Source organism: Cohaesibacter marisflavi (assembly GCF_900115225.1).
Taxonomy (GTDB): domain Bacteria; phylum Pseudomonadota; class Alphaproteobacteria; order Rhizobiales; family Cohaesibacteraceae; genus Cohaesibacter; species Cohaesibacter marisflavi.
On sequence record NZ_FOVR01000017.1, the window covers coordinates 1 to 17,195 of the forward strand.

A 17,195-nucleotide genomic window follows, 5' to 3' on the forward strand; every position below is an offset into this window, starting at 1 on the left:
GCTTGAAATCTTCGAAGAAAGATATGGCAATGCCTCGACGCTCATCACCAGCCAACTCCCCATCAGCACATGGCATGATGTCATTGGTGAGCCGACCTTCGCTGATGCCATCCTCGACAGGTTCGTTCACAACGCCTATCGCATCGAACTAGAGGGCCAATCCTTCCGAAAAACTCACGCCAATATGGGTGACGAAACCGGCCAAAACTGATAACAAAAATCAACCGCCTCACGGCAATGCATCAGAGCCGCGCGGATAGCCCGGAATGGGTGCGCGGATGTTGTTGGAATGACTGCGCGGATACGTCGGAATCCGCATCTAAAGTATCATCTCATTATGGGGGGGCATAAACTTACCTTACCAGTACCATCCACTGTTCATAGAGCCATGCCGGATGTTCAGAAAGGACTTGTTGCTACCACAGATTACACTCAATTTTCCGAGCCTTTTGCAATGTTGGGTGAAGTCAATTCCTGTGAAAATATACTGGATACATATTTAAGCACCTACCACGTTTTGGAAAACTACATGATTCGTAGAGAAGTAACTTCTGTGTTCTCAAATTCAACTGGTCGGAGTTTTCAGCGGGTGAGAGATTTTAAGCGATTAGGGCAACAGACTGATGATAAAGAAATCGCTCATTTGAATAAGCTCTTCTCAAAATCTTGGGAAATCATGATCGGGGAATGCAGATTGCAAGAGACACTTGAGCAATCCTTTGAAGATGCACGAGCGAATGACGCGTGGGACAATGACAGCTTTGATGATTTCTTGAAGCATTTGGGATTACAGAATGGAGGAGGTAATCCGGTCACGTTGTCTCACGGTTTTCATAATCAGATGCAAGTGAAAAAAAATTTTCCCAAGCTAGTTTACGCGATCAGGTGTTCGATTGTTCACAATAAGGCCACGGAATTTCACCTTTCAAACGAAGAACTGAGAAGAAATAGTATCATAGCACTCGTTATTGAACGAATTTGTCTTCCTGTGATGTATAGACTTGCTTTTGGTCTGCCATCATCGGCCCCAGAGGACAATCCAATTCACTATCCACAACGTGAACTTATGTTCTACTAAGATTTTTGGTAGAGTGTTTAATCTATAGGTTGATGTAATGTTAGTTTTGATAGCTCTTGACGCTTCAAAAAGAATTTTTTTCATTGCAGATAATAATAATTATTACCAAGATTCTCTTAATTTTTATTTATAAGTAGATGGTTTGAAACAGATCTGTTCCAATCAAGGACGAAAAGGATAGGATGTACTATCGTGTCGCCACCTTTGGTGTCGATGGGACGTCCTTTCTCCTGACACTTAGCGGTCTGTTCAAGTCCGTCCCACAAGGAAATATACGGTCGCCACTTTTGTGGCGGCATTATTATTTTTATTTCCGTCTTTCCTTCTGCCGACCTACTTCCCTTAAGCAAAAACGCATCAACGCTTAGCGCCCGGCGATTGAGGGTGCAATTGGGGAATTAACGTTCCGGCTGTTAAGCCGGCTGCGTTAGTTCCTTCACCTAACGGTGAATGCGCCGCTCATGCGGGAGAGGGAACAGGGTGGTACCATGTCCACATACCATGCAACAATATCTCTATCTGCCATTTCATCTGATCCAAGATCTGCCTCAAATCAATCCGCAATCAAAAAGGGGGGCAAAGCTCTTTCAACCGCTTCAGCCGTATCTCAGGCTAAGGCCCATGTTCAATATATTGTAGATCCAAACAAGACGGATCTTGCCCAAGAAGGAATGATCCTGGCATCGACCGAAGACGGGCACGTCACTACCTCGCAGGAACGCCGAGAACTCATACAGTCCATTTCTGAAAAGCTCGACCGTCGAACCCAGAAGCTTCAAAAGCCCAATCGAGATGGTTCAAAAAAGCCTCCGATTCTTAAAAGCCGCGTTCGGGTTATGGATAAGATTATTGTGTCATTACCCAATGATGCCACTCTTGAACATCAAGCCGAAATCGGCAGACTTACATTGTCTGCTCTCATTGGCGATAGCGGCGCTTTTGGAATTGCGGCTATTCATGGCGATTGCGAAAACAATAAACATATGCACATCGCCCTAATTGACGGTCCAGAAAGCCGCGATGCGGCTCAGAAGAGAGCCGAAACCCGTTGCGAAACCAAGCCTGACAAAGTGATCAGGGTGCGGCAGGGTGACCATCTTAGACTTAATGAAGCTTATGCCAAGCGCAACACTCGCCTGAAAATTGGCGAAATCATCAATAATGTGGCTGACCGGCATGGCCTCCGGCGGGCTGAATTGCGATCTTTGGAAGAGTTAGGAATCGAACGCGAACCCCAGATTCACGAAGGGCCGCGAATTTCGCAGGCTCGGCGAGGGGACGAAAGGGCGTCATGCATCTCTGATCTACCGCCACGAACGCGAGAAGCTCTAGAACACAATGTTGCAACGATCATGACTGACCGTCAGCCGGATGAGCCATTAGGCGAGATCGATCCCCGTATTTTTCCCGAACGTTTGCGACCTTACATAGATGACGGAGTGAAACATATGAATGAGGCGATGCGGCACCAACAAGAACGGGCTCAAAAAAGAGCCGCAACGGTGTCCGCAAATTCGACATGGGTCGACGGTTTAGCTATCCAGCAACATTATATGCGTTTGCGAAAGTCTTTGAAAAAGAAGGATCGGCAGGAGGCTATTCTTTGGCGGTATGGGGATGCAAAGCGCCGATTGAAAATGGTGCGAGAGGGTCGACGAAGCCAATTACTTGGACGCGCTGCTTCTAGACGTTCTTTCGCAATTGGTCGGCTCATGGGAGTGATCAAAGTAGTCGATAAGTTTTTTTTGCTCGGATCGAGCCATCCATCTGTTCATGCCGGATGCGATCACCAAGTGTATGACGATCAACGAAGTCAGCGCTACCGGCTGCGACGCATTGAACGCGAGAGGTAGGAAATTAGTGGCTGACCCTGGTCTTTGACTGGATCAGATGGCGGTCTACTTTGGAGACGTTTATTGCATGATCGTCCGGGTGGCGCCGGAACCACAAATGGATTCGTAAAGCACAACCCGGATGATTATTTAACCCGCTGTTACCACAGACGAAGCGGAGGCATTAGAGCACTATCTCTTAAGATTCAGGGGAGGTCTGTGTGAAGAGAGACCGGATGCGGTACCCTGTGACACCGTCATGTTCCGCTCTGCCCTCATCAATTAGCTCGTTCATAATTCTGCTCACGGCTTTGCGAAGACTGTCTCGGTTGTTGCGTACTTGGTTAAATGGAGCCCCAGTTCGAGACATGATCTCATCATAGGAGAGATACTGACCGGGATTTTGCTCTTCGCCATCACCAAGGATCTGCAAGATATTGGTTTTGCGGCCTCTCTTATCAGCAGGAATCCGCACATTGTCATTAGCGGGTTTTGTCCCCAACGAAGGGACGGTATCCATGATTGTCGCTTGAGGCACCGTGACAACATCGCCATACTTGTCGATACCAATCTCATAAGAACCGAGCTTGAAAGCCAATGGCGCCTTCAATTTTGTGTTCTTTTGCTTCAATGCAGTAAAAAGCACGACTTTTTCTGAACCGATATGTGTTTTGTCTTCGTGTATAACATACACACAATCCATATTGCCGATATAACCTGACGATCCTCGTGGCTTCATAAGGTCAGAGCCGGACACGTGGTGCAACATGGCAATCGCCCCGTTGACGTTTTTTGCAAGGGTTGAAAGATTCGCAGCGACGACACTTGCTGTGCTTGCCGAGTTTTCATCTCCATCCCCTAAAGAGAGTGTCAGAGTGTCAATAACGCAAAAACACTTTGAATAACCAAATTCGAGCATCTTTGTGCGGATAATACTTTCCATCTCTTTGATACAGTCTTGGTTGGTGAGGTCAGGAACGCCAGAGATCACAAAGAAAGTCCCGTTTTTCCAACCTGGGCGTCCCATGTATGAGTAGGCTCTTCGCTTAACACCTGCAGGATCTTCTGGGGCGAAGTAGAAAACGGGCGTTTTCTCGACAATTAGCGAGCCGATAGTCAAGCCATTGACCGTGTGAGAGCACAGTGCAGACATGATAGATGTTTTGCCGGTTCCTGGGGCTCCTGCAATCAGAGAAATTTCGCCTGGAGAGAAAATCCCTTTAACGATGGTGGGAGGGTTCAAATCAGGGATAAAATCTCCAGCTAATTCGGTGGCTGAGAAAAATTTTGAAGACAATTTTTTTTCCTTCATAACTAGGTTTGAATGGGTAGCAGATTTTTGAAATCTGCAAGACATGAAGGAATTAGGTCCGGACCCTATAGGACAGAAATGAAAGTAGCATATACTTTAGTATTATAATTCGGTCTTTGAGCTTATGTTCCTGTAAATTTTTGCTCAGTAATCAGGACGGACAAGACAAGACAAAGAGATTTATCTCTGTGTCTTGTCTTGTCCGTCCTGTCCTATTCATAAAGTATTTGAACGTCATGCTGAATTTTTTGAGGTGAATTATTGAAAATTTTTTCCCGTAATTTGGCAAAAATGTCAGCGGAAATTCAGGTTTTTGGCCAAATGAAAATCAAAAAACAACGCGATAAGGTCACACCATGGGGCATTCGAAATAAAATTAAAAAATAATTTTTGTTTTGCTTAAAAAGTACCCATCTATAGAAGTTTTGATTTTTTCTGATAATTGAGAAAATGCAGTTTAATATTTTTTAAATCGATTAATTCATTGAAAAATCGATGGTTTAACAAAAAATTATTTTTTATTTTTTTCTTCTAAAGACAGACCTAGTTCCATGTTGATGGTCTGCGAATAGGCGCTGGTCAATCTTTGCAATTTTGCATTCAACATGGAAACCATGGCTTCATGCTACCAAAATCCCAAATGAAACCTCTGAAGGCAGCGTTTTTTTTGCTGCAGGCCAATGATTTGCCTGTCATCGCAGAAATGCCTTGAGGTTGAAAATCGGGATGGAATGGGTGGCTTGGTATGAGCTCACCGAAGAGAATGTCATCCAATCCCGAAAATGTGCAGGCTGCAACGGGAACAAAATCATCTCGAACAAGCGAAACGGGTGTCTATCTAAAAAGGCTGTGTGTCGCACGCACGAAGGCAGCCTTGTTGATTGCTGACGGAGAAGACTGGATATTGCCTCATTTCGAACGCCTCAATGCCGAGGTCAACAGAGTTGAAGCAAAAAAGGATGTACTGGATTTGGCCATAGAGATCGCTCTAAAGGCCAAGCAGATGAAATCCGACTGATGGCTGTATGAAGATCTGTACCCAATGGCGACCAATAATTATCGAGGTAGCCAATGCTCGGGCACCTCCCCTGTTGATGCCAACATAGAATTTGGCCTGGCTTTCAAGATAGCCAGAATGGTCGGTTTCTACTCCATTGCTCACTTTCCAAATAACCACGCCCCCAAAGTCATTGAAGGGCTTGAAACTGTGTTTCGTTGACGACCTGAATGACTTTGGTCTCCAGCTCTTTTAGTCCATTTCTGAAGTTGGCTAGATTATGCCGCGGCCAAACAGTCGAAACGCCAGTAAGACAAACACTCCATGCTTGCGCTGTTCGTTGGACGTGAGATGGTTGCTCATATCTGTCTGCGATAAAAGGGCTTATAGAAAGTAGTGAAATGAAGACTGTATCACTTAAGATGTTCTGGCACGGGAAGCACAATGAGATTGTGCAAGGCCAATTTGTCTGCAAGGGTCATATCGTCGCCGTAGAGTTCTCGGTCCCGAATGGACTTGACGCTGTGGCCCATTAATTCGCCACGGTCATCATTGGGCAGTTGAACCTTCTTTAAGCGAGACTCAAACGCATGCCTTGTGCCACCAACAGTGTGCTTTTCTGAGGGTAAAAGGCCTTTTTCTCTCAAAGTCTTGTTTATCGCGTTGGAATAGTTGCTGTTGCCACGATACTTTGGAAATCCTTCTGGGTGCCGTTTGGCTGCTGCCAAAGCGACACCGACGAGGGGCACCTGCCGTTGAGAGGCTGTATTCTTAACCTCGCGACACATATCTCCTTCTTCCACTTGAATGTGAAGGTGCGGGATTGGATCATCCAGTACAATCGCATGTGGGGCAAATTCGAAATCTCGCTCTGACGGCATCCGGTCTCGATTGAGATCAACAGAATATCGACTGCCTCTTGGTTGATTCCATCAAATGCACCAGGTGCGAACCACTTTTCTGTCATCCAGTTAACCGGGATTTCAAGTTTGCGGTTGGCTTTCTCGTAACGGTCTTTTTTGATGCCAATGCCCTGATAAGTCCTCGGTGCTTGTACCATCCCGATGCTTTCGTAATAATCACTGAGCATCGAACGCATATGGATAAAATCCTTGTTGGCTGTGTCGGGTTTTGCCTTGCCCGTAGAAACTGCCTTCTGCCAGAACATTTTGTGTTTCTGAACAGCCGCCGCGTCGATTTCAGAAACAAGAATGTCATTGTTTCCAATTGATTTCATTAGATTTCGGACAGCCTTTTTCCGAGGGTTACGCCATTTGCGCAATTGGTCGTCATTCTTATGCCGGTTGTCATGCCTACGGTATTCCTCGACGGTTGCAACTAATTCGGACAATCGCAAACCTGGTTCTTCAATACCGCCGAGAAGTGCTCGGGCCACCTGAATGTTATCGCCTTCCGCAAGTTTTTCGAAACGAATCAAGGTTTCTTCTAGTGGTGCCAAAAGTAGTGATCCTGACGGCAGATAGTTGAGACCTCGCTTTTTGACAATTTCTTGCGCGGCTCGATAAGAATCCGCACAATCTGGTTGATCCTTAAGAAGCTTCAGTGCCTTCAGTTCGTCCAAGATACCCTTTCTCATCGCTGGCACCAATTCAGTCGCCTTGCGCGCGCTGTCTGTTTTCAAAGTCCGATGGATTTCTGTCTTTCCGGCAATGCCCACATATTCTTTCGGCACCCTCATTCTGAAGTGGAAAGTGCCTTTCCCGCGTTTGATCAAACCACCCATTAATTTTACCCATTTTACCTTTGTTGCAGCGCTGCCCAGCCGACATGTGCTGCTACACATTTTGCTACACATTCCGTTTGAATGCTCACAAAGTAATTAGGGCTAAACTTCTAGAAACAAAAAGAAAAATCAATATTGGCAAAATCCGCCAAAATCCCTCTCTCTCCGCCATTACCTGTTGCCCGTTTGCTTCCCTATCCAATCTTGCCTTTACGCACTGCTTGCTACAAGATTTGACACAGAGTTTGTTTCAAAATGAGCCTTGCTATGCAGATGGCAAAGCTTGGCAAGGACATCGATTTTTATTGTGGTCAATATCGCGCAAGGGTAACCGTGCCGGAGCGGTTAAGGTCTCTCTTGCCCTATGTAGGCAGCAATCATTTTACAGTCAGATCAAGGTATATGAACACCCCGTCCGTAGGCTGCGCGGGCTAGCCGGAGCGCAGGAAGCGCTCTATGCTTCGCCCTTTTGCTGTTCGACAACAGCTTTTAGTGAAGTCGCTTTGACGAGGATGATCTTGCGGATAAATGCCGCCAGGAATAGAGCCGTCATAATGAGGATGATGGTTGGGGCAGGGGCACTATCAAGGAAGAAGCTCAAATAGGTGCCTGCAAGCATTGATGCCATACAAACAGCAACTGACACCCAAAGCATTGTACTGAACTTGCGAACCAGCAGAAAGGCGATGGCCCCCGGTGCGATGAGCAGGCCAACGGCCAGAATGAGGCCGGCGGCTGAAAGCGTCGCCACGATGGTGAGTGAGAGCAGGGTCAGCAAGCCATAATGTAACAGACTGACCGAGAGCCCTGAAACCCGGGCCTGTGCCGGATCGAAACTGTGGAGCAACAGGTCTTTCCACTTGAGGAGCAGACTGGCTGCAACAATTGCAGAAATGACTCCGGCATTGAGCAATTCGCTGTTATCGACGCCGAGCATATTGCCGAATAGAACATGATCGAGATGCACGTTTGTGTGGATTGAAACATAAAGAACGATACCCACTGCAAACATGCCCGAGAAGACAACGCCCATGACTGTGTCGCGCTTGATGCGGCTGTTGGCGGACAGATAGCCGGTCGAGAGCGCGCAGACCATACCGGCCGCAAAAGCGCCAATCAGGAGCGGAAAGCTGAAGATATAGGCCAGAACGATGCCGGGCAGAATGGCATGGCTGACGGAATCGCCCATTAGGGCCCATCCCTTGAGCACCAGAAAGCAGGAAAGGAGCGCCGTCGGCACGGAAACAATGATCGCAATCAGGAAGGCATTCTGCATGAAGCCGAACTGGAAGGGGAGGAGCAGGGTATCAAGGGGCATGTCACGCGTCTTTCCGCTCTGCAGCCAGTGGTTCATCATACCTTGCAACGGCCTTTCTGGCCTTGCGTTTGGCTGCCAGCAATCCATGTTTTGGCGCCAGCAGAAAAGCGATCAGGAAAAGCAGCGTTTGCAGGGTAACGATCACACCACCAGTGGCGCCATCCAGAAAATAGCTGATATAGGCACCGAAAAATCCGGTCAGGGCTCCAATGATGATTGCGGTGATGATAAGCCGTGGGAACCGGTCGCAGAACAGATAGGCCGTTGCGCCGGGGGTGACGACCATGGCGATCACAAGGAAAGCTCCCACTGTCTGCATCGCCGCTACCACCGAGGCAGAAAGCAGCACAAAGAAGATCGCCTTGAGCAATGGCGGATTGAGGCCGATGGTGCGGGCGTGGCTTTCATCAAAGAAGGTGACCATCAGGTCTTTCCATTTGGCCGTCAGGATGATGAGCGAAATGATACCGATGAGCGCGAGCTGCAGGGTATCTTCTGGTGTGATGGCGAGAATGTTGCCCATGGTGATGGTCTGAATGCTGATGGACATCGGGTTGATGGACACCATGAACAGACCGAGCCCGAAGAAGGACGTAAAAATCAGTCCGATGATGACGTCGATTTTGAGCCCTGAGCGTTCAGACAGAAAGAGCATGCTGCCTGCTGCAAGGCCACCAGCAATGAAAGCGCCAAGAGCAAAGGGCAGACCAAGCATATAAGCGCCTGCCACGCCGGGCACCACCGAGTGGGACAAGGCATCTCCAATCAGCGACCAGCCCTTGAGCATGAGAAAGGCCGACAAGAAGGCACAGACACACCCCACAAGGGCCGAAACCCACATGGCGTTTGTCATATAGCCATAGCCAAAGGGCTCGAGAAGGAACTCCATCATTGCTCCTCCTCACTTATCATTGTTTTCTGGCCATATTGCACAAAGGGTCGTTCGTCATCAGAAAGAATGGTAACCTCTCGCCCGTCCTTATCTTCATGCAAGTTTTGGCCCCCCAATGTGAAATGGCGTAGCACGCCACCAAAGGCTTGTTCCAAGTTCGTGCGGGTGAACGTGGTCTCGGTCGGGCCATAGCCCAGCACCGTGCCTTTGACCAACACGGTTCGGTCGCAGAATTCAGGCACCGAGCCCAGATTGTGAGTTGATACCAGCATCACGCGTCCTTCTTCGCGCAAGGAACGCAACAGGGCGATGATCTGGTCTTCTGTTTTGACATCAACGCCGGTGAAGGGCTCGTCTAGCAATATGACCATTCCATTCTGGGCGAGAGCCCTAGCCAGAAACACCCGTTTGCGCTGACCGCCTGAAAGCTCCCCGATCTGCCGTTTGCGAAAGTCCTGCATATTGACGCGATCAAGTGCTTCATTCACGGCGTCATGATCTGCCTTTTTGGGGCGGCGCAGAAAGCCCATATGGCCATAGCGCCCCATCATCACAACATCTTCCACCAATACGGGGAAGGCCCAGTCTACCTCTTCAGCCTGCGGCACATAGGCAACAAGATTGCGCTTCAACGCCTGCTTGATGGGAAGCCCCCAAAGGGAAATCGTGCCCGCAGCCACCGGCACAAAGCCCATGATGGCTTTGAATAAGGTGGATTTTCCCGATCCATTCACCCCCACCAGCGCTGTGATGGTGCCCGTCGGCGTTTCAAAGGATGCATCATGCAGCGCGGTGTGTCCGTTGCGATAGGTTACCGTGACACCGTGAGCCGAAATGCCGCCCCCCTCAAGAGGGGCTGATGTGCCGGGGAGCTGGTTGTCAAAAGTCATGTCAGTCCAGAAGTCCTTTGGCAACGGTGCTCGATGTGACGCGGAGCAGATCGAGATAGGTTGGCACGGGCCCTCCGGCTTCGCTTAATGAATCGACATAAAGCTCTCCGCCATAGCGACTGCCGGTTTCGCGCGCCACCTGTTTGGCAGGCGATGTGTTCACCGTGCTCTCGCAGAAGACAACCGGAATGTGGTTCTGTTTCACCCCATCAATGACTTTCTTGACCTGCTTCGGGGTGCCGATCTGATCGGCGTTCATGGGCCAGAGATAGAGTTCTTTCATGCGGAAGTCGCGGGCGAGATAGCTGAAAGCTCCTTCGCAGGTTACAAGCCATCGTTTGTCTTCAGGAATCTTGGAGATCATGTCGCGTAAAGGCTCAAGCGTGCTGCGAAGCTCGTCTTTGTACGCTGCTGCGTTGCGGACATAGATCTCCGCGTTCTCTGGATCATGCTCAGCAAATGCCTCAAGGATATTGTCGATATAGATCAGTGCATTATCGAGCCCCATCCATGCATGCGGGTTTGGCTTTCCCTCATAGTCGCCTTCGGCAATGGAGATCGGCTTTATGCCTTTCGATAAGGTTGCCGAGGGGACCTCTCCCAGCTGGCCGACAAATTGTTCGAACCAGCGTTCCAGATTCAGGCCGTTCCAGAGAATGAGATCCGCGTTATGGGCGCGCACGATGTCTTGCGGTGTTGGCTCATAGCCGTGAATTTCTGCTCCGGGCTTGGTAATCGATACGACCTCAGCGGCATCTCCGGCGACATTTGAAGCCATGTCTGCCAGCACCGTGAAAGTGGTAACCACTTTCATTTTCTCCGCGGCATGAGCAAATGATGAGGCGGCGGTGCTCAATAGGGCCGATGCAAAGAAAGATAGGATTGCTGTTTTAAAATGCCGTTTTGAAAGGGGCATTGAGGGCTCCTGTCTCGAGATAGTCTGAATATTGCGAATGACTTGCAATTGCATTAGGGCATTATATTTTTGATATTTGCAAGTTTATAAGGCTCGGAGCAGGTGAAAAACTGGGGAAATGCGGGGAATATAGCCTTGGCTTTAAAATCGGAGACTTATTTCACTGTCAATTCTTCAAATGAAAAGGCCAACTCCCAAGAGCTGGCCTTTCAAAGCCTCAGACATAACTTTGGTTTTGAATTCTGGTAAATGTTTCTTCTGCTTCAACAGTCCCCTGATCCAATCCCATTGATTCAGGTGGTGTCATCCCTCCGTGCAAATTTATTGGCTCAGAATTTTTACATTGAACAGATCATCTGGCGCCGTAGCCATGAGTCTTGCAATCAAGTCCTGTTTGAAAGATTGATAGGCACTTTGTTCAGCGTCATCACCTTTGCGCGGCTGGAACCCTCGCACCATATTGCGAAATTCTTCTGTGAAATAGCCATCCACCGGCCATAGGGCAATCCGTTTTCCTTCATACTCGAATTCATAGTAGAAGCGTCCGATCAGAGCTTCTGGGGCCTGTTCGGGGAGCCCTTCCGTTTTTATCGTTATATTGTCAGCATTGCGTGTGCTGCCGCGAAGGACAAGCTCAATGATATCAGTGACTCCGGGGCCGGGGAAACCCACTTGCACCTTAAGTGCGTTTCTTTCGATCAAACCATCATTGGCCAATTCTGCAGAAGCCTTTTTGAGCATCTGAAACATAAGAGCCGTGGCGATGATCTGATCTGGTCCGGCATAGCGAATAAAATCCTCCCGCGTAAAAGAAAGAGGGCAATCGCCTTCTCTCAGATCCACTGTCGGTGCGTGACGTTCTCCAATGCCGTACGGATTTTTCATTTTGAGTGTTTTCCCATATCGCTGTTGACAAAATTTGAGTTTTTTATACAAGAATATCGATAAATAATATGAGTTAGGAACTCAAGATAAAATAATTCATTTCAACGCACTTGCGAAAGAGAGCCAATGGCAAAGTCACAAGGACGTTTTCTGTTCGTCGACAATACTGCTGTAGGATTGGCTGCCCTTCCGCCCCGCTTGGATCGTCATCGGGTCGATGTTCTGCAGCAATATGAGATCGATCGTCTGAACTGGGCTGTCTATGACGCGGTCATTCTGACTATCCATGCAGATCAGATTCATCTGATGGAGTTGAAGGACAAGTTCGAAAGCTATCTGGCATGCGGTGGGACGGTCCTGTTCAACGGCCATGTGGTGCAGCCTTTCCTGCCAGAACTCACCCGCTTTCAGCCGCTGCCAAAGCGCGGAAGAAACGATCTTATCGTTCATCGCGAAGCGGATCATCCTGCGTTTGACGGCATCACTGGTGAGCTATTGTCATTCAGAAAAGGCGTATCTGGTTTTTATGGCCGCGGGATGAATCCACCTCCTGAGGGAGCCTTTGTCGTCAACAGCATCGGTGCGGACCATTGGCCGCTTGACTGGGTTGTCGAGCGCGAGGGCGGTGGGCGCATTTTCGTTCATGCTGGCAATGATATCTGGGGGGTTCTGATGATCGGTTCTCCGGGAAATCTGCCTTACGTTCAACGCTTCTTCGACTGGCTGAGCGAAAGCTCAAGCCTGAAAGATACGATCGTAGCTGTGTGACTGGCCCTTTGAGAAGGATTTTTCGATGATGACTATCGAGCAAGCCCCCCAGAAGAAATCCATCGCAGCGATTGATGGTGGATTCTCTTATCACCATCAATCCTTACGGTGTGAGCCGTTTGCGCACTTCTTCGATGAGGTCATCTATATCAGGGATGTTCCTCTTACCGATCTGACACAGTTCGGAACGCTCATCATTCCATGCAGAACGAACGCGTTTCATCTCGCTCCGCTATCGGAGCAGTTTCAAAGTTACATGAAAGCCGGAGGCAGGCTGGTCGTGATGGGGGAAACTTTCCCCGATCGGTGGTTGCCAAACATCAGTTTCACAGGGATGGAAACGAATTTCTGGTGGTGGCTTGAGAAAGGGGCCGATCTTGGTGTGCGGATCGTAGACACCAATCATCCCATGTCGGCCCATGTCACCAAGGAGGGCGCGACGTGGCATCTGCACGGAACATTGGATCCTCTGACTAAGAACCAGCAAAGCTTGATCGCTTCGCAGAATGGCGAATGCCTGATGTTTGAAGATGTATCAAGTTACGCCCCCGGCACCCTGCTCGTGACCACACTTGATCCATTCTATCATCATGGCTGTCATTTCATGCCTGCGACAACGGTATTTCTGGACAGGTTCCTCACCTGGCTTTCGGAAGGTTAGAAGCGGATCTGGACAAAGTGAATTAAATATGAGTATAAAACTCAAGAATAATTCAACCATCTGTCTCCAGATCCGATATTTCTTATGGCGATCCAACTTTTCCAGCGCCTCGTCCAGGCTGTGATCTTATTGTTTGTAATTTCTATCGTCGGGTTTGCCTTGCTGCGCCTGCTTCCGGGGGATTTCGCAGAGGTGCTGCTCCTTGCTCAGATGGATGGAACCCTGCCGGACCCGGCCACTGTCACGCAATTTGCACAAGACAATGGCTTCAATGATCCTATGCCAGTGCAATATTGGCACTGGCTGACAGATGCGCTGGGTGGTGACCTTGGGCAATCGTTCATTACAGGCGAGGCTGTTTCGAGCGACATGGCCCTTCGTATCAGCCGCTCGCTATTTCTTGGTGTCACATCACTGGCAACAGCATTGATACTAGCCATTCCAATCGGCTTTTTCTGCGCCACTCATACGGGTGGATGGATCGACAGAGCCCTGACCGCCTTGAGTGTGGTGGGCATGTCCATTCCCAATTTCTGGCTGGCGCTTTTGATGGCGTTGTTCTTCTCGCTTTTCCTCGATCTTTTGCCAAGTTCCGGCCATGGCACACTGGCACACGTGGTTCTTCCTGCGTTGGTTATCGCAACGTCGGTTACCGGTGTCATTGCGCGCTTTGTCCGCGCGCGCCTGCTTGACGAGCTGTCGCAGGATTATGTCCGCACAGCTAATGCCAAGGGAATGGGGCGGCTTCGCATTCTCTTGAGCCACGTGGTGCCGAACATCTTGCCATCAACGCTGACGCTGACCGGGCTACAGTTTGCCAAGATTTTCGATGGCATGATTGTGGTCGAAACCATTTTTGCCTGGCCCGGAATCGGCAGTCTGCTGGTTGAATCCCTGTTCAACAGAGACTATCCGCTCATCCAGATGTGCTTTCTTGTGATCGCGTCCGGATATGTCGTTATCAATCTGGTGGTCGACTATCTGATCACGCTGATTGATCCCAGAGTGCGAGGAGCCATATAGATGCTCCGAAAAACTCCGGACAATCAATTGCGAACCCGCTCTCATTGGAGACGAATGCCGCTAAAGGGGCTGGTGTTTCTTGTCGTGGTTCTCCTGTGTATCTGGATTCCATTTTTCGCTCCTTATGATCCCCAAGCGATTGATATTCTGAACAGACTTGCAAGCCCGTCACCCAGCCATTGGCTCGGGACTGATCAGATGGGACGAGACGTCTTTGCGCGCCTTTTGTATGGGGCCCGCATTACAGTTGGCAGCGCCTTGCTTGTCGTCCTGTTTGCTGGCGGCATCGGAACGCTCATCGGTGCTCTTTCCGGCTATCTGGGAGGCTTTCTGGACAAGGTTGTCATGCGCCTGTGCGAAGGCATGTCAGTGCTCCCGGCGCTCGCAATCACCATGGTCATTGCAGGCGTTCTGGGGCTTGGTTTGTGGGCGGTCATTGTCGCGCTCATCTCGGTGCACTGGACCGAATATGCCCGACTGGTGCGCAACATGGTGATGGTGGAAAAGGCCAAGACTTACATCCAGGCAGCAGAAAGCCTGGGGGCCGGGCGCTTTCGGATCATCAGGCACCATCTATTGCCCAATATCGCCGGGCCGCTTCTTACCATTACGGCCTTTTCCATGTCATGGGCCATTCTCTCTTTTGCAGGCCTCAGCTTTCTTGGACTTGGCGTCGAGCCCGGCACAGCGGAATGGGGCCGTATGATTGCTGAATCCCGATCTCATCTGAGATCCCATCCTCACCTCGTTCTTGCCCCCGGGCTGGCCATCATGGCTCTCGTCATGGCGATCAATCTGTTCGGAGACGCCTATGGCGACCGTCTGCGGGGGACACACACCAATCCACTCAAATCACGGAGATCTTGAATGAAACTCAGGTCATTGTTTAAAGGCGTGGCGACAGCTTTGCTTGCCGTTGCAGCATTGGCGACGCCTCTGTCGGCCAGTCACGCTGACGAGGGTGATAACACCCTCACTGTCGCGACCATGTGGGAAGCCTTGCCGCTTTCCATGAAACCACGCAGAAGCCGCTTCTTTAATGAGAGCGAGATCCTTGACACACTGGTCAAACTCGACTTTGACATGAAGCTCATTCCCGGTCTCGCCACGTCCTGGAAAAGAGAGACGCCAACCAGCTGGCATTTCACGCTTCGTGAAGGCGTCAAATTCCATGATGGCACCGCCTTCAACGCAGCCGCTGCAAAATACTCTCTGGAACGCGTGATTGCTCTTCTGCCTTACGCTTCGGATCTCTTGAATATCAAGGATATCAAAGCTGTATCAGATACAGAACTCGCAATCGAAACCAATGCTCCCTTTGCAGCTTTGCCTAACCAATTGACCGATGCAATCACGGTTATCTATGCCCGTGCGTCCTTCGATGAAAAGGGCGCGTTTGTTAAACCGGTCGGTACTGGTCCGTGGAAGTTTGTCGACTATAAGAAGCAGGACCGGACCGTGGTCGAACGGTTCGACGGCTATTGGGGTGACGCCCCGGCACTGGACAAGATCATCTATCGCTACATTCCAGATCACAATGCGCGTGCCCTTGCGTTGGAGACGGGCGAAGTGGATTTTGTCGTACATCTGTTGCCATCCGATGTTCAAAGAATGGAAGCCGATAAAAATTTCAAGGTCTACAAGGCGCCCAGTGCAGGCCTTTATTATGGTGCCTTCAATGCAGGTGAGATGAGCCCGTTGAATGACAGCAAGGTCCGTCAGGCCCTGAACCTGCTTGTTGATCGTGATCTGTTGGTCAAGGGTGCTCTCGACAATATCGGCAAGCCTGCCTGGAAATTCTTCCCGGACGCATTTCCATGGTCTTCGGACAAGGTTTCCAGCTACAGATTTGACCCCGAGGCAGCTGCCACCCTGCTGACCGAAGCGGGCTATGATAAGGTTGATGGCGTTTGGTCCAAGAACGGGATGCCTCTTGAGTTGCGCATCGTCAGCTACTCCAGTCGTGCCGAAATGTCTGTGATTACCGAGACGATGGCCGCTTTGCTGGCACAAAATGGCATCAAGTCCAAGATCGAAATGTTCACTTGGGCAGGCATGCTCGATAAGGTCAAGCAGGGCGCCTATGATGTCTCAGTTGTCTTCTGGACGCCTGAAATGACTGGTCATCCGGATTTGCATCTGAAATCCCAATTCCACTCCAAAGCCGGCCTCAACTATCAGAACTGGGCCAATCCGGAGTTCGATGCGCTGGTGGATAAAGGGCGCGGTCTGGACGTGGGACCTGAAGCCAAGGACGTCTATATCAAGGCGCAGCAAATCCTGCAGGACGATGCACCGATCATCCCTCTCGTGCACAAGATCTATGTGGCGGCCTCAAACAACCGAATTGAGGGCTATAAGGTCCACCCTTCGGGCTTCTTCTACAATTTCAAAGCAGTCAGCAAGAAATAGCGAAACAAGCATAAGTTTGGCACACGGGCATTTTGTTCGTGTGCCAGTTTTTCTAACGCCGAAAATGGCCGGTAAGAGTTGTGTCTGATATATCCTGGCCTATCAGTCGTGGCCAGATGGCTCCATTGGCAAGTGCCCCTTGCACTCTGGCGGCATCTCGTCGAGGGTGGCCGAGAAGGCGATGCCCTGTCATTTCTTTTGTCATCAGTTGACCATAAGAATGGCGCGAAGAACTTGTATTTCAAACGGGCCGGTGTTCCACCTTCTGATCGCAGTATTTGAGTCTAAACAGCTCACCGAAGGTCTTCTCTCAGCGATATGCAAGCACATTCCCACTCTTATTTGAGTGCACAAATGGGCTTAAGGGAAAGTTCGGATCTTTAAACTTTCAAAGCTGATCAAATAGCTGAATATACAGATTATTTTTGATCGCTCATTTTCTGCTCATCGCACAGTGCGGCCAAAAT

At 49.6% G+C, this 17,195-nt stretch carries 16 protein-coding genes; 9 read left to right on the top strand and 7 right to left on the bottom strand.

The window, feature by feature from the left end; translation table 11 throughout:
• The 3 genes from BM258_RS21400 to BM258_RS21410 form a co-directional block, all read left to right on the top strand.
• Positions 1–211 (top strand): ATP-binding protein (locus tag BM258_RS21400; RefSeq protein ID WP_175528201.1); only part of this gene is annotated, 211 nt, incomplete at its 5' end.
• A 78-nt stretch (positions 212–289) separates the two neighbouring features.
• Complete coding sequence (locus BM258_RS21405) at positions 290–1,078, top strand: hypothetical protein (RefSeq protein ID WP_139229344.1); 789 nt, start codon at positions 290–292, stop codon at positions 1,076–1,078.
• A 488-nt stretch (positions 1,079–1,566) separates the two neighbouring features.
• The gene (locus BM258_RS21410) at positions 1,567–2,931 is read left to right on the top strand and encodes a MobA/MobL family protein (RefSeq protein WP_175528202.1); all 1,365 of its coding nucleotides are present in this window, start codon (positions 1,567–1,569) and stop codon (positions 2,929–2,931) included.
• A 178-nt stretch (positions 2,932–3,109) separates the two neighbouring features.
• Here BM258_RS21410 and BM258_RS21415 read toward each other — a convergent pair whose 3' ends face one another.
• Complete coding sequence (locus BM258_RS21415; RefSeq protein WP_175528203.1) at positions 3,110–4,207, bottom strand: AAA family ATPase; 1,098 nt, start codon at positions 4,205–4,207, stop codon at positions 3,110–3,112.
• 760 nt (positions 4,208–4,967) lie between these two features.
• On the opposite strand from BM258_RS21415, the gene BM258_RS21420 reads away from it, so the two are divergent.
• Positions 4,968–5,240: a hypothetical protein gene (locus BM258_RS21420; protein ID WP_090075290.1), complete on the top strand. Its 273-nt coding sequence runs from the start codon at positions 4,968–4,970 to the stop codon at positions 5,238–5,240.
• 634 nt (positions 5,241–5,874) lie between these two features.
• Here BM258_RS21420 and BM258_RS21425 read toward each other — a convergent pair.
• The 6 genes from BM258_RS21425 to BM258_RS21450 all read right to left on the bottom strand — a co-directional run bounded on the left by BM258_RS21425 (position 5,875) and on the right by BM258_RS21450 (position 11,915).
• Positions 5,875–6,963, bottom strand: coding sequence for a DUF6538 domain-containing protein (locus BM258_RS21425; RefSeq protein ID WP_090075291.1), 1,089 nt, complete (start codon positions 6,961–6,963; stop codon positions 5,875–5,877).
• 454 nt (positions 6,964–7,417) lie between these two features.
• Complete coding sequence (locus tag BM258_RS21430; protein ID WP_090075292.1) at positions 7,418–8,281, bottom strand: metal ABC transporter permease; 864 nt, start codon at positions 8,279–8,281, stop codon at positions 7,418–7,420.
• A gap of 1 nt (position 8,282) precedes the next feature.
• On the bottom strand, positions 8,283–9,173 hold the full coding sequence (locus BM258_RS21435; protein ID WP_090075293.1) for a metal ABC transporter permease: 891 nt from the start codon (positions 9,171–9,173) through the stop codon (positions 8,283–8,285).
• Entirely contained in the window at positions 9,170–10,063 is an 894-nt protein-coding gene (locus tag BM258_RS21440) for a manganese/iron ABC transporter ATP-binding protein (protein ID WP_090075294.1), read from the bottom strand. Before BM258_RS21440 ends, BM258_RS21435 begins: the two co-directional genes overlap by 4 nt.
• Position 10,064: 1 nt before the next feature.
• Entirely contained in the window at positions 10,065–10,979 is a 915-nt protein-coding gene (locus tag BM258_RS21445) for a metal ABC transporter substrate-binding protein (protein ID WP_175528204.1), read from the bottom strand.
• Positions 10,980–11,300: 321 nt separating this feature from the next.
• Complete coding sequence (locus tag BM258_RS21450; protein ID WP_139229345.1) at positions 11,301–11,915, bottom strand: hypothetical protein; 615 nt, start codon at positions 11,913–11,915, stop codon at positions 11,301–11,303.
• Between the two features lie 75 nt (positions 11,916–11,990).
• On the opposite strand from BM258_RS21450, the gene BM258_RS21455 reads away from it, so the two are divergent.
• The 5 genes from BM258_RS21455 to BM258_RS21475 all read left to right on the top strand — a co-directional run bounded on the left by BM258_RS21455 (position 11,991) and on the right by BM258_RS21475 (position 16,728).
• Positions 11,991–12,632 (top strand): hypothetical protein, encoded by a 642-nt coding sequence (locus tag BM258_RS21455; protein WP_090075297.1) that lies wholly within the window; start codon positions 11,991–11,993, stop codon positions 12,630–12,632.
• A gap of 25 nt (positions 12,633–12,657) precedes the next feature.
• The gene (locus tag BM258_RS21460) at positions 12,658–13,293 is read left to right on the top strand and encodes a hypothetical protein (protein WP_090075298.1); all 636 of its coding nucleotides are present in this window, start codon (positions 12,658–12,660) and stop codon (positions 13,291–13,293) included.
• Between the two features lie 84 nt (positions 13,294–13,377).
• On the top strand, positions 13,378–14,316 hold the full coding sequence (locus tag BM258_RS21465; protein ID WP_090075299.1) for an ABC transporter permease: 939 nt from the start codon (positions 13,378–13,380) through the stop codon (positions 14,314–14,316).
• Positions 14,317–15,183 carry an ABC transporter permease gene (locus BM258_RS21470; RefSeq protein ID WP_090075300.1) on the top strand — a complete coding sequence of 289 codons (867 nt, stop codon included), beginning with the start codon at positions 14,317–14,319 and terminating at the stop codon, positions 15,181–15,183. It abuts the gene before it with no gap.
• The gene (locus BM258_RS21475) at positions 15,184–16,728 is read left to right on the top strand and encodes an ABC transporter substrate-binding protein (RefSeq protein WP_090075301.1); all 1,545 of its coding nucleotides are present in this window, start codon (positions 15,184–15,186) and stop codon (positions 16,726–16,728) included. It abuts the gene before it with no gap.
• The last annotated feature ends 467 nt before the right edge of the window (positions 16,729–17,195 follow it).

What these genes read in the sequence shown, in the direction of transcription:
- BM258_RS21405 (WP_139229344.1), top strand. Translation starts at nt 290, where the DNA reads ATGACTGCGCGGATACGTCGGAATCCGCATCTAAAGTATCATCTCATT.
- BM258_RS21410 (WP_175528202.1), top strand. Translation starts at nt 1,567, where the DNA reads ATGTCCACATACCATGCAACAATATCTCTATCTGCCATTTCATCTGAT.
- BM258_RS21420 (WP_090075290.1), top strand. Translation starts at nt 4,968, where the DNA reads ATGAGCTCACCGAAGAGAATGTCATCCAATCCCGAAAATGTGCAGGCT.
- BM258_RS21425 (WP_090075291.1), bottom strand. Translation starts at nt 6,963, where the DNA reads ATGGGTGGTTTGATCAAACGCGGGAAAGGCACTTTCCACTTCAGAATG.
- BM258_RS21430 (WP_090075292.1), bottom strand. Translation starts at nt 8,281, where the DNA reads ATGCCCCTTGATACCCTGCTCCTCCCCTTCCAGTTCGGCTTCATGCAG.
- BM258_RS21435 (WP_090075293.1), bottom strand. Translation starts at nt 9,173, where the DNA reads ATGATGGAGTTCCTTCTCGAGCCCTTTGGCTATGGCTATATGACAAAC.
- BM258_RS21440 (WP_090075294.1), bottom strand. Translation starts at nt 10,063, where the DNA reads ATGACTTTTGACAACCAGCTCCCCGGCACATCAGCCCCTCTTGAGGGG.
- BM258_RS21445 (WP_175528204.1), bottom strand. Translation starts at nt 10,979, where the DNA reads ATGCCCCTTTCAAAACGGCATTTTAAAACAGCAATCCTATCTTTCTTT.
- BM258_RS21455 (WP_090075297.1), top strand. Translation starts at nt 11,991, where the DNA reads ATGGCAAAGTCACAAGGACGTTTTCTGTTCGTCGACAATACTGCTGTA.
- BM258_RS21460 (WP_090075298.1), top strand. Translation starts at nt 12,658, where the DNA reads ATGATGACTATCGAGCAAGCCCCCCAGAAGAAATCCATCGCAGCGATT.
- BM258_RS21465 (WP_090075299.1), top strand. Translation starts at nt 13,378, where the DNA reads ATGGCGATCCAACTTTTCCAGCGCCTCGTCCAGGCTGTGATCTTATTG.
- BM258_RS21470 (WP_090075300.1), top strand. Translation starts at nt 14,317, where the DNA reads ATGCTCCGAAAAACTCCGGACAATCAATTGCGAACCCGCTCTCATTGG.
- BM258_RS21475 (WP_090075301.1), top strand. Translation starts at nt 15,184, where the DNA reads ATGAAACTCAGGTCATTGTTTAAAGGCGTGGCGACAGCTTTGCTTGCC.